We start from the raw sequence: 12,113 nt of genomic DNA, 5'->3' as shown, positions 1-12,113 counted from the left end.
AGAAAAAATTATCAAAAGTTTGTAATGGAATGTAAAAGCGGCAACGTTATTCCTGTTTTCACGCCATAAAAATGCCAAAAACTATTCATCAGACGCTTAATAGCGAAACTTATTCCCATATTTTCAAGCTGTTAAATCATATTTTTAAGAACTGGCACACCCTTCGCTTCTCTCCCTGCAAAACGGCAATTTAACGAATTACAGCCGGCAAGGCGTCCAATTGATCGGGCACCGGGTTACCGGCATCTCTGAGCAGGGAGAAAAGATATGCCTCAGGTCATCAACACAAACATTGCGTCGCTGAATGCTCAGCGGAACCTGAATACCTCACAGGGCGACGCCAACACCGCATTGGAAAGATTGTCTTCTGGTCTGCGGATCAACTCTGCAAAAGATGATGCCGCGGGCCTGGCCATCTCTACTCGATTTCAGGCGCAGATCAGTGGTCTGAATATGGCTCAACGCAATGCCAACGACGGCATCTCACTGGCTCAAACAGCCGAAGGCGCGTTGGATGAGGTCACCAACAACCTTCAGCGGATTCGCGAGCTGGCAGTGCAATCAGCCAACGCCACGAACAGCACGTCTGACAGGCAGGCCCTGAATCAGGAAGTACAACAGCGGATTGCGGAGATCAACAGGGTCGCAAGCCAGACCAGCTTTAATGGACTGAAGATTCTGGATGGTACGTTTGGAGAGCAGACGTTTCAGGTAGGCGCTAACTCGGGTGAGACGATTGGCGTTAGTGGTCTGGATTCCCGAGGGCAAAATATAGGTGCTGTAATTTCTGAGACAGGCGGGCTGTCCGATCAAGTTGCAGGGTATGAGCCTGTCAATCAAAACAGTAACTCGATTTCAGCGGCAGTAGCTGATGGCGGCCTCGGTGACTTCCCTATCACGCTCGCAAACACTAACACGATCACTCTTGATGTAGGCACTGAAACTGACGCAGTTGAGTTGACGATTGATAATGGTTCCTATTCCTCAATTGAAGAACTAGCCGCAAATGTACAAGAGAAGCTGCAGGCTGAACTGGATGCTGATAATCAGTACGCAACAGATATAACAGTTAGTGGCGACCCCGAAACAGGGTCGTTGGTTTTCTCCAACGCCAGGAATGAAGATCTGAGTATCGATATTGCTCTAGATGACGGCACAGACGACTTCACTCAGAATGGTCTTGCAGTAACAGCCGCGAGTGAAGAAATCTCCCTGGCTGAACGTTTCGAAAACGGCGACCGTGCTACCTTCGACGTAGACATCAACGGCACCGAAATTACGGTTGAAGATGCCAGCTCCCTCAACGACATCGTCGCACAGGTCAACGCCCGCTCTGTGGACACCGGTATTCGAGCCAACCTGAATTCGGAGAACGACGAAATCATCTTCTCCTCTCAGTTTGGTGAGGCTTACACTGTTGAGATAAACAGCTCCGGCCTGCTGGATGAAGCGGGGGATGAGCGTATCCAGACGGGTGTTATTGATGCGACCCTGGAAGACAACACGGTGTCCGTTAACGACCTCGCTATAGACACCCGCGAAGGCGCCGAACAAGCCCTCGTCGCCGTCGACTACGCCTTCGACAAAATCAACGGCTTCCGCGCCGAACTCGGTGCGGTCCAGAACCGCTTCGAATCCACCATCGCCAACCTGAGCACCACCTCCGAAAACCTCTCGGCCTCCAACAGCCGAATCCGCGATGCCGACTTCGCGGCGGAAACCGCCGAGCTGGCCCGCACCCAGGTGCTGCAGCAGGCTGGCCTGTCGGTCCTCTCCCAGGCCAACGCACGGCCGCAGCAGGTGCTGCAGCTACTGCAGGGCTAATCGCCAACATCCGTCAAGTAACCAGAACAGCCGGGCTCAAAACCCGGCTGTTTTCTTTTGGGGTCAGACCCCAAGACATTTCGCCCCACCAAATGCACTGGGGTCTGACCCCAGGCCCACAGAGCCATAAGGCTACCTGGTGTTGGATTACGCCTTTGGCTAATCCAACCTACATTGGCACGGCTTTCGCTTCGTCACCTACAAAGCACTGCAAAACGTCAAAAAACTGCAGACCATTGCCGCTCAGGTTGCCGCGGCTGGTTTTATGAGGTGTCCCATGCAAGCACAGCACAACGTTCACGCCACCGACGCACAAAAGGCTCACATCGCACGGCTTCTGCTGCAGGCGAACCTGGCCTATAGCGAGTCCAACACCCCGGTGTCACTGGTTCAGCGGGTCAAAGCGAGGTACGAATGCCGTGGCTACCTGAACAAGATTCTGGCACAGGAGCCGGGCAATGCAGGGGCACTGGGCCTGCTGGGCCGCTTGGAGATGGACGACGGGGCGCTAGAGAAGGCACACACCCTGTTCACCGACAGCCTCAGCCAGGATCCAACACAGCCGCAGCAATACACCAACCTGGGCTACTGGGCCATGAAATCAGAGCGCCCCGCCCTGGCGGAGCAGTATTTCATCCAGGCCTTGGAGATGGACCGGCAATCCGCCGCCGCTTTCTGCGGAGTAGCCCATGCCAAGCGCCTGCAGGGCCAGTTCGATGTGGCCTACCTGCATTACCGCAAACTGCTGGAAACCGGCCTGGAATGGCCTTCCATCTACAGCGGTATGCTCACCTGTGCCGAACACCTGGACGTCAAGAAGGCGGATACCAGACTGGCCCGGGACGCTATCCTGCTCCTGCGCCACAACGGCCTGCCGCACCAGGAAATCGGCCGCTTCGTGGCAGCCATCATCCGCCAGCAGTACGACCTGGATGACCCCAACGCACAGGTTGCCCTGGACGCGGCCAGCGAGGACGAACTGCTGATCCTGGCACTGGAGAAAACCCTGATGCCAGACCCGGCGGTGGAAGAACTGGTCACCCTGCTGCGCCGCGCCATCATTTCCGAAGTGGCACAAACCGTGGAACTGCGGGACGAACTCCAGCCACTGGCCCTGGCGCTGGCCGTGTACGCAGACCGCACCGGCTACGCCCTGACAGCCGAAGACGACGAGGAACGCCTGGTCTCCGCCATCAACGACAGCATCTGCGCACAACTGGCCATGGGCGAAGAACAGGACGGCATGATTGGCTCGCTGATCATCAGCGCCTTGTACGGCGCTATGTTCCACCAGCAATTCGCCGTGCAACTTGGCCGCTGGAACCTGGTGGATTGGCCCGTAGCCCTGCAGCCGGTCATGGCTGCCAGCTACTACAATCACGCCACCGAAGAAGCCATCAAACAGAATTTTGACGAAAAAGCCGAAGAGCTTTGTCTGGATAAGACCGACGTACCCCAGGCCTGGCCCAGCTGGTCAAAACTTGCCTATCATTCCGAAACCAGCCTCAAAAACATGATGGCCACGGAACTGGGCATGGACACCGGGCTGCTCCCCGACACCCTGCGCATCATGGTATGCGGTACCCAGTCCGGCCAACGTGCCATGGAACTGGCCCACTACCTGAAAGACGTGGAAGTCATCGCCGTGGACGAGTCCCTGGCCAATATCGCCAAGGCAACCCGCCTGGCCGGCGAAATGGGCATCAGCAACATCGTCTTCTGGCCCTGGTCCATCGCCCAGCGGTTTGTGGCGGATGACCACAAGGTTCACTGGATCGAAATCGGCCGCCTGCCCTCGGCAAAAATGACCAACGTGTCTCTCGCGGCCCTGGTCAGCTCCGCCACCGGCAACGGCGCCGTGGTGCACATGCACACCGCCGTCAATGAACAGACCGACGGCGACCAGCAGATCCGCCGCCTGATTGCACAACACAACCTCAAACCCACCCGCACCACCCTGCGCCAGCTTCGCAAAATGGCGCTGACCAACCGGGACGACCCGAAGTGGCATTCTCTGGTGTCAGAAACAGACTTCTTCAGCCTTGGGGGCTGCCGGGACCGCTGGTTCTGCCCGCAGGATTCCGGCCAGTTGAAAGAACTGATGGCACTGGTGAGCAATGAAGTGGAATGGAAACTGGTCAAAGCGCGGGATACGGATGGCCACAGCCTTGGGACAAAGCCCGTTCAGAAGCAGATTCAGGCGGAGGCACTGGGGAGTGAAGTACAGAGTTTGATGGGGCAAGGGCTGAGCGTTTATTTTCAGCGGCGGCGGTGATTGGGGTCAGACCCCCGGACATTTGGCACCTTGAAATGTCTTGGGGTCTGACCCCATTGTTAGGGTTAGCCCCCATTGTTATGGGTGTCGGATTAGCGAAGCGTAATCCGACAAACCCCGGCAAGGCTAAACGTACGGAATCAAAGATTCCCCATACAAATGCAGCTCCTCCAGAACATGCCGCTTCTCCGGCGTCAGTTCCGGGTCTGCTGCAAGCCGCTGTAGCTCATTCGCAAAGGCCTCGAGCGACCGCCAGCCCTTTTTCGGGTTCATCAGGCGCTGGCTGCGAAACTCTTCCCAGCGCTCCATTTCTTCGCCAATCAGCGTGTTGGGATAATTCCTGGCCCGGTAGCGGAAAAGCAATTCGTCCAGCCGGCCATCTTCGAACCGCACCTCCTGCTCTCCCAGCGTTTCCACCGGCTGCTGCAACAGCCAGTTCAGTTTTTCCCGGTCGGTTTTGCCGATAAAACCACCGGCATAGAGCTGCTCGTCCGGGTCCGTCAGGTCACTCTCGTGGGGATGGTCGAAGGCCTGGGCAATGCGGGCCGGCAGGTCCGGGGCTTTGCGGAGGATGGCCAGGTGCTCACGTAACTTGTCTCCGTCCAGTTCCAGCTCCGCCAGCCGGTCTCCAGACAGGGATTTGAGCATGGTGGCCGGGGCCAGTACCGGGCATTTGTTAAGCTGCACACCCTTCAGGGGAAACCGGCTCACGCCCTCCCCCAGTTCCGCCTGGGAAGTGAACACCCGCTCACGAATCTGGTCAGCGGTGGCGTGGATCAGCTCGCTGGGGTCTTCACGCAGGTCGTAAACAATCACCAGGTTCTTGTTGGTGGGGTGCTCCGCCACCGGTGCTACCATGGCACAGCAGCCACGGGTGGCCGGGTACTTGGCGGAGATGTGGAACACCGGCTTCATACTGGCGGTATCCAGCATGGCACGGGCGGAGTGCTTGTCCTTGTTCTGCAGCACAAAGTCGAACAGTTTGGGCTGCTTTTCCTTGATCAGCTTTGCCACGGCAATCGTCGCTTCCACATCCGACATGGCATCGTGGGCCGCTTCATGGGCAATGCCGTTGGCGACGGTAAGCTCTTCCAGTTTGAAGCTGGGGCTGCCGTCTTCCTTCTTCGGCCAGTTGATGCCCTCCGGCCGCAGGGCGTAGGTCAGCCGCACCATGTCGATGATGTCCCAGCGGGAGTTTCCGTTCTGCCATTCCCGGGCGTAGGGGTCGCGCAGGTTGCGGTAGAGGGTGTGGCGGGTCACTTCGTCGTCGAAGCGCAGGCTGTTGTAGCCCACGGCACAGGTGCCGGGCTGGCTGAAGGCTTCGTTGATCTGCGCGATAAACTCCGCCTCGGGGTACCCGTCCTCCAGTGCTTTCTGGGGCGTGATACCGGTAATCAGGCAGGCTTCCGGCGAGGGCAGGTAATCATCCGCTGGCGCACAGTAGATAACCAGCGGATCTTCGATGATGTTCAGATCCGTGTCGGTACGTACACCGGCAAACTGGGAGGGGCGATCGTGAATGGGGTCGACACCGAAGGTTTCGTAATCATGCCAGTAGAAAGAACGGATCACCAAAGGGACTCCTGCATTGGGTTAACGTGGACCGAATGCAGGGTAGTGTAATCAAAACATCCCGGTACCGCGATCCACATAATGCGTCCGCTCTCGCGGCACCCCGTCCTGCAATGTCTGCATCTTCAGGGTCATGCTGGTAGGCAGATTCAGGAATGCCCCCTCCGGCCCCTGGATTACGTTGGAACCATCCAGGTCCTGCCAGTCTACCGACTCGCGCTGGAATGCCAGGAACAGGTCCTTGGTGAAGCCGACAGCGTCGTCCCCTTCGTCCACGCCAATATCCATGGACAGAAGATTGGTCAGCGACACGCATTTGCTGCAGGTACCGTCCTCACCAGCCAGGCCAATCCTGGTGGCGCGGTGATTGGTGGGATCTCCGTCATCGTTGAAAAGACCGGCGTCAACGATATTGCCGTCTCCGTCGTCAACCTTCAGGTCCAGGTTACCGCTGAAGCTGTTCATCTCACCCGAGAGCGTTCCCCGCGCCTGGTTAAAGCCGAACCGGAAACCGGAAAGCTTGTCTTCCCGCTCAGCAAGTTCCAGATAGGGCTCAATACCCACGAAGGGCACCACCTCGTCTTCGTTGTAGGTGTTGCCGTCAATCTGAACCCGGGTGTCGTCCCGCACGTAATGGCCGAGCGCAAAATTCGTAATATCGATATCGGCGCCGGTGTCGTCCCCGCCCAATATCACACCGTCGGCATTCAGCCGGGTTTCGGCGTCTATGCCCAGTGTTACACGGGTAAACCTATGGTTGGTTCCGTCCACATGATCTACCGACATCATTGCCTGCCCTTGCACCTGGCTCATTTCCTTTTCGGAAATAGGCTCCAGCTCTGCCAGGGCAACAGGTGAAATACCCAGGCAGATGGTGAGAGGGACAGCATACCAACAAGCATCCTGTCTCATAGTGTTGTGTCTCTGAAAACATTCTTATTATGACCGCAGAAACACTATATCCCAGGCGCCCGGGCCAATAGAGTGAGATAGTTCACAGGGAATAGAATTGACGGCTGTCACTGCTATATACTGAAAAAAAATAACAAAACGGAGCCTCCATGGCCGCCCGCGTTCTGATCTGTGACGACTCCTCCCTCGCCCGAAAACAGATGGCCCGGGCATTACCCGAAAACTGGAATGCCAGGGTCACCTTCGCCATCGATGGCCGCGACGCCCTGGAACAACTCCGGGCCGGTGCAGCGGAACTGATGTTCCTGGATCTCAACATGCCGGAAATGGACGGCTACCAGGTACTGGAAGCCATCCGGAAAGAAGACTTGCCAGTGCTGACCATTGTTGTCTCCGGCGACATTCAGCCGGAAGCAAGGGCCCGGGTGCGAAAACTCGGTGCCATCGACTTCATCAAAAAACCCACAGACACCAACCTGGTGATCAAATTGCTGCAGGACTATGGCTTCCTGCGGGCGGAAGACCTGGCTGCGGAAACTGGCAAACCTGAAGAAACATCCCCCACGGATGAAACGCCCATATGCCTGAACGACTATCTGCAGGAAGTTGCCAACGTGGCCATGGGCCGCTCTTCAGACCTGCTGGCAAGGCTGCTCAAGGTTTTCGTGAGACAGCCCATACCCCGGGTGGAGATGATCGCCCGGTCCGAACTCAGCATGGCCATCTCCGCCGCCGAAGACGACAGCAACTACTCCGCGGTTTGCCAGGGGTTTACCGGTTCCGGCATTGCCGGTGAGGCGCTGTTACTGTTTGCCGATGCCAGCGTCAGCGACATGGCCGAACTGCTGCAATACGACGACATGGATACAGAAAGCCTGGAAGTGGAGGTACTGATGGATATGTCCAGCATCCTGTTCGGCGCCTTCCTTAAAGGCATTGGCGACCAGCTGGACCTCAAGCTCGGCCTGGGCCACCCTACGGTTCTGGGCCGGCACCGGCATATCGGGGATCTGCTGGAACACCACAGCCGGCACCAGGAAAAGCTGCTGTGCATTGAGATCAGCTACGAGCTGGAAGACAGGGATATCAGTTGCGACATGCTGGTACTGCTTACGGAAGACTCAGTACCCTTCCTTGAACAACGACTGCAGTACCTGGTGGATTGACCATGGCAATGAAAGAGATAGAAGCAAGCACCTTCCACTGGCTGGTGGACATGCTCGAATCCGTCGAAGTGGGCCTTGTTGTGCTGGGCCTGGATTTCCGCGTGCAGGCCTGGAACGGGTTTATGGAACATCACAGCGGCATCACCGCCAGCAGAATCCGTGATCAGCTGCTGTTCGACGTATTTCCGGACATCCCCAAGGCCTGGCTGACCCGCAAAGTGGATTCCGTTGCCACATTGAACACGCGGGCCTTCACCTCCTGGGAGCAACGCCCTTACCTGTTCCGCTTCCGCAACACCCGGCCAATCACCGGCACCGAAGACTATATGTTCCAGAACCTCACCATCAGCCCGCTCTCGGGCCCGACAGGCCAGGTGGAGAAAATCTGCCTGATGATCTACGACGTCACCGACATTGCCACCAGCAAACGAGCACTGGAAAAAGCCAATGAGCAGCTTGCAAAACTAAGCATGACCGACCGCCTCACCGGCCTGCTCAACCGCGGCACCTGGGAAAACCTCATCGACGCCGAGTTCGAACGCTACCGTCGTTATGGCAACCCCACCTGCCTGGTGATGTTCGACATTGACCACTTCAAATCGGTGAACGACACCTACGGCCATCTGGCCGGCGACGAAGTCATCAAATACACCGCGAAAGTCATGAAAGACAGCCTCCGCCAGTCCGACAGCCCCGGCCGCTATGGCGGCGAGGAATTCGGCATCATCCTGCCGGAAACCGATGCCGAAGGCGCCCGCATCATCTGCGAACGCATCCGCGAAACCATCCAGAACAGCACCGTACAAACCACAGCAGCCTCGATCCAATACACTGTCAGCATCGGTATAGCACCACTAACCGACGAACCGGAGAATCACATGCAGTGGTTGCAGCAGGCGGATGAGGCGTTGTATGCGGCGAAGGAAGGAGGGAGAAATCGAGTGGTGGTATACAGTAGGTCGGATTAGCACCGCCCTGCGGTGCGTAATCCGACAACGGGCTATCTTCTTACATCAATCAACCAATCAATCCTGCTGCCACCCCTGCACAGTTTCCTTCCCATGCTTCTTCCGCCACTCATTCAGAACCTTGTGGTTACCACCACGGGTCTTGACTACTTCACCGGTGTGAGGGTTCTTGTAGGTTTTCATGGGGCGCTTGGGACGGCTGCCGGTAGCCGTATCAGCCTTGGCGCCGCCAATGGACGGATCGATCGCACCCAGAATCTGAAGAACGTCTTTCGGCGACTTGTCATATTGCTTCATCAGATCGCGAACCTTGTTTTCAAACTCCAGTTCGCTCTTCAGTGCCTGGTCCTGCTCCAGCTTTGCCAGTTCTTCAGAGAGCTTTTCCATAAGCTGTTTTTTCTGGTAGTAATCGTTAATCTTTGCCATGGATATGAACCCTTATTTAATTCACTGCAAATAAAATGACCGAAAAGTCAAAACCGATAATAATGGATAAATGCAAACATGGCAAAATAATTCATTTACAAAACATTCATCCAGAAAAAAACCAGCCCGAGAGCTGGTTTTTCTTATTTAAAGAGCAGCCAGATTTATAATCGCAAATCTGCCTCACCCAATGGCAACACCCCTTTCAGATCAAACAATACACCATTGTCTTTCAGATATTCACGCAATTCGCCGGAAGAACGCGCGGCATATTCACGGTGCGGCACCGCCAGCAATACGGCATCATATTGGGCCTTCTCAGGGTTCTGATGCAATGAAATACCATATTCATGTTCAGCTTCATCAGCATCCGCCCAACAATCCGTTACATCAACCTTGCAACCGAATTCAGCCAACTCTTTAACCACATCAATAACGCGGGTATTACGCAAATCAGGACAATTTTCTTTAAACGTAAAGCCCATAATCAGCACGCGGGCATTGGCCACCGTATGCCCCGCCTTGATCATCGCTTTCACCAGCTCAGAAGCGGCATAAGGGCCCATATTGTCATTGACGCGGCGGCCAGCCAGGATAATTTCCGGATGATAACCAATAGCCTGGGCCTTGTGGGTCAGGTAATACGGGTCCACACCAATACAGTGCCCGCCAACCAGCCCGGGTTTGAAGGGCAGAAAGTTCCACTTGGTGGCGGCGGCAGCAATGACTTCGTGGGTATCAATCTTGAGTTTCGAAAAGATCATCGACAACTCATTCATCAACGCAATATTCAGATCACGCTGGGTGTTTTCAATCACCTTGGCCGCTTCTGCCACTTTGATAGAACTTGCTTTATGAGTGCCGGCGGTAATAACACTGGCATAAAGTTCATCCACTTCTGTGGCAATGTCCGGCGTCGAACCCGACGTAACCTTTTTGATAGACGTTACCCGGTGCTCCTTATCACCCGGATTAATCCGCTCCGGGCTGTAACCGGCATGGAAATCCTTGTTGAACACAAGGCCGGATACCTTTTCAAGTATGGGCACACATACTTCTTCCGTGGCACCGGGATACACCGTGGACTCATAAATAACAATATCACCACGCTTGAGCACCTGCCCCACACTCTCACTGGCTTTAACCAGCGGTGTTAAATCCGGTGATTTGAATTCATCAATCGGCGTGGGCACTGTCACAATATAAATCTGGCAATCGCGAATGCCCTCCAGGGAATCTGTAAATGACAACCCCTTTGAAGCGGCCAGCTCCTCCCTGGAAACCTCACGGGTAAAGTCCACCCCGTCTTTTAACTCAGCAATCCGCTTTTTATTAATATCGAAGCCGACAATCTCGCGCTTTTCCCCAAACGCTGCCGCCAGGGGCAGGCCGACATATCCAAGGCCGACTACGGCGATTTTCTTCATGGTCCAATAATCCTTTGACAAAACATAAGCGGTTTCAGGCCAGATCGGGAATCATTATCCCCGTAAGGCCAACAGAATGAAATTGGGATTTCAGTGATTCTTTTGCGGCTGCATCCCCGTGCACAATCCGGATTTCCGAAGGGGCCGGCTCGATACCAGTAACAAATCGCACCAGGTCCGATTGCCCCGCGTGGGCTGAGTAGCCACCCACCTGATGAATCCGGGCGCGGATATCGTAACGCTCGCCATCCAGTTCCACCCAGCCACCACGGGGCCCGTACGTCAGAATATCTCGCCCGGGGGTGCCTTTGGCCTGGTAGCCGACAAATAGAACATCATTGCGCTCATCCGCCAGCATCGCCTTCAGATAATTCACCACCCGGCCGCCGGCGCACATACCAGAACCGGCCAACACCACACAGGGGCGGTGGGATCCGGCCAGGTAGTCCACAGCGTTTAGGTGATCTTCGTGGCTGTTGATGACGGTGAGCTGCTCAAAAGACAAGGGATGCCGACCCTGCCTGACCAGTTCCTTGGCTTCTGCATCCCAGAAGGGTTTCAGATCACGGTAGATGCGGGTGAACGTGGCAGCCAGTGGTGAGTCGACAACGATTTCCAGGGAGTTCCAGGTTAGCTTGTTTGTCGGATTACGGCTTTGCCTAATCCGACCTACGTAGGTCGGATTAGCATCGCCCCGCGGTGCGTAATCCGACACCGCCGAACTCCCAAACTCCGCAATCAACCCCTCAATCTCATACAACAACTCCTGCGTCCGCCCGATACTGAACGCCGGCACCAACACCGTCCCGCCATCGGCAAGCGCATGCTCCAAAACCGTCTTCAGGCGGTAACGCCGGTCCTCCCGGCTCTCATGGTCCTTGTCGCCGTAGGTACTCTCGATCACCAGCCGGTCCGCACGCTCCGGTGGCCGGGGTTCCGGCAACAGCGGTGCATGGGGCGCGCCCAGATCCCCGCTGAACACAATCCTTTCCAACTCTCCGTCGCACTCCGCCTCGCATTCCACATAGGCCGACCCCAGAATGTGCCCTGCCCTCTGCAACCGCACGGAAAGCGACGCCCCCTCCCCGTCACCGTCTCCACCGAAGACCGAATGCCACTGCCCATAAGGCACCGGCACAAGGCGGGACCGGATAAGCCCCAGCACCCGCTCAATCAGCGCCCGGTCCCGGGTGAAGCCAATCTTCAGGGCATCCTCAAGAATCTCCGGTAACATGATCGCCGAAGGCTCCGAACAGATAATTGGCCCCTCAAAACCGGCCGCAAGCAGATAGGGAATCCGGCCCACATGGTCAATGTGCACATGGGTGACCACCAGCGCACGGATGTGACTGATGGGAAAATCAATGGCAATATCCGAGGCGCCTGCGCCGTTGCCGGCTTCCTCGCCCTGGAAAAGGCCGCAATCAATCAGAATTCCGGAGCTGCCAACAACCAGTTCGTGGCAGGAACCGGTTACGCCTGTCACCGCTCCGTGGTGTTTTATGTCTATCATCAAAACCTTCCTTGTTTTTTTAAAGACTAT

General features: G+C 56.0%; 9 protein-coding genes. 4 read left to right on the top strand and 5 right to left on the bottom strand.

What is annotated here, in order from left to right; genetic code table 11:
- Positions 1-267 precede the first annotated feature (267 nt).
- Together HLUCCO03_RS02300 and HLUCCO03_RS02295 are read left to right on the top strand one after the other, a co-directional pair.
- Positions 268-1,824, top strand: coding sequence for a flagellin (locus tag HLUCCO03_RS02300; protein WP_027832611.1), 1,557 nt, complete (start codon positions 268-270; stop codon positions 1,822-1,824).
- A 277-nt stretch (positions 1,825-2,101) separates the two neighbouring features.
- Positions 2,102-4,099, top strand: a complete 1,998-nt coding sequence (locus HLUCCO03_RS02295; protein ID WP_027832612.1) for a hypothetical protein — start codon at positions 2,102-2,104, stop codon at positions 4,097-4,099.
- 126 nt (positions 4,100-4,225) lie between these two features.
- Here the strand turns inward: HLUCCO03_RS02295 and sbcB are convergent, their stop codons facing one another.
- Both sbcB and HLUCCO03_RS02285 read right to left on the bottom strand, forming a co-directional pair.
- Positions 4,226-5,671: an exodeoxyribonuclease I gene (gene sbcB, locus HLUCCO03_RS02290; protein ID WP_027832613.1), complete on the bottom strand. Its 1,446-nt coding sequence runs from the start codon at positions 5,669-5,671 to the stop codon at positions 4,226-4,228.
- Positions 5,672-5,722: 51 nt separating this feature from the next.
- Complete coding sequence (locus HLUCCO03_RS02285; protein WP_027832614.1) at positions 5,723-6,583, bottom strand: hypothetical protein; 861 nt, start codon at positions 6,581-6,583, stop codon at positions 5,723-5,725.
- Positions 6,584-6,732: 149 nt separating this feature from the next.
- Here HLUCCO03_RS02285 and HLUCCO03_RS02280 point away from each other — a divergent pair, with 149 nt between their 5' ends.
- Complete coding sequence (locus HLUCCO03_RS02280; protein WP_027832615.1) at positions 6,733-7,749, top strand: response regulator; 1,017 nt, start codon at positions 6,733-6,735, stop codon at positions 7,747-7,749.
- A gap of 2 nt (positions 7,750-7,751) precedes the next feature.
- A complete protein-coding gene (locus HLUCCO03_RS02275) occupies positions 7,752-8,717 on the top strand; it encodes a sensor domain-containing diguanylate cyclase (protein ID WP_027832616.1) in 966 nt (321 codons plus the stop codon).
- A 57-nt stretch (positions 8,718-8,774) separates the two neighbouring features.
- On the opposite strand, the gene HLUCCO03_RS02270 is transcribed toward HLUCCO03_RS02275, so the two are convergent.
- From HLUCCO03_RS02270 to HLUCCO03_RS02260, 3 genes are all read right to left on the bottom strand, one after another.
- The gene (locus HLUCCO03_RS02270) at positions 8,775-9,143 is read right to left on the bottom strand and encodes a histone-like nucleoid-structuring protein, MvaT/MvaU family (RefSeq protein ID WP_027832617.1); all 369 of its coding nucleotides are present in this window, start codon (positions 9,141-9,143) and stop codon (positions 8,775-8,777) included.
- 164 nt (positions 9,144-9,307) lie between these two features.
- Positions 9,308-10,570 (bottom strand): Vi polysaccharide biosynthesis UDP-N-acetylglucosamine C-6 dehydrogenase TviB, encoded by a 1,263-nt coding sequence (gene tviB, locus HLUCCO03_RS02265; protein WP_027832618.1) that lies wholly within the window; start codon positions 10,568-10,570, stop codon positions 9,308-9,310.
- A gap of 34 nt (positions 10,571-10,604) precedes the next feature.
- Complete coding sequence (locus tag HLUCCO03_RS02260; RefSeq protein WP_027832619.1) at positions 10,605-12,083, bottom strand: MBL fold metallo-hydrolase; 1,479 nt, start codon at positions 12,081-12,083, stop codon at positions 10,605-10,607.
- Between the last annotated feature and the right edge of the window lie 30 nt (positions 12,084-12,113).

It is taken from the genome of Marinobacter sp. HL-58 (assembly GCF_001314605.1).
GTDB lineage: Bacteria > Pseudomonadota > Gammaproteobacteria > Pseudomonadales > Oleiphilaceae > Marinobacter.
Note: the sequence above shows the minus strand (reverse complement) of the source record. Positions and strands in the feature narration are given on the sequence as shown.

Excerpts from the sequence above, each read along its gene's own strand:
- HLUCCO03_RS02270 (WP_027832617.1), bottom strand. The coding sequence starts at position 9,143 with ATGGCAAAGATTAACGATTACTACCAGAAAAAACAGCTTATGGAAAAG.
- HLUCCO03_RS02295 (WP_027832612.1), top strand. The coding sequence starts at position 2,102 with ATGCAAGCACAGCACAACGTTCACGCCACCGACGCACAAAAGGCTCAC.
- HLUCCO03_RS02285 (WP_027832614.1), bottom strand. The coding sequence starts at position 6,583 with ATGAGACAGGATGCTTGTTGGTATGCTGTCCCTCTCACCATCTGCCTG.
- tviB (WP_027832618.1), bottom strand. The coding sequence starts at position 10,570 with ATGAAGAAAATCGCCGTAGTCGGCCTTGGATATGTCGGCCTGCCCCTG.
- HLUCCO03_RS02260 (WP_027832619.1), bottom strand. The coding sequence starts at position 12,083 with ATGATAGACATAAAACACCACGGAGCGGTGACAGGCGTAACCGGTTCC.
- HLUCCO03_RS02275 (WP_027832616.1), top strand. The coding sequence starts at position 7,752 with ATGGCAATGAAAGAGATAGAAGCAAGCACCTTCCACTGGCTGGTGGAC.
- HLUCCO03_RS02300 (WP_027832611.1), top strand. The coding sequence starts at position 268 with ATGCCTCAGGTCATCAACACAAACATTGCGTCGCTGAATGCTCAGCGG.
- HLUCCO03_RS02280 (WP_027832615.1), top strand. The coding sequence starts at position 6,733 with ATGGCCGCCCGCGTTCTGATCTGTGACGACTCCTCCCTCGCCCGAAAA.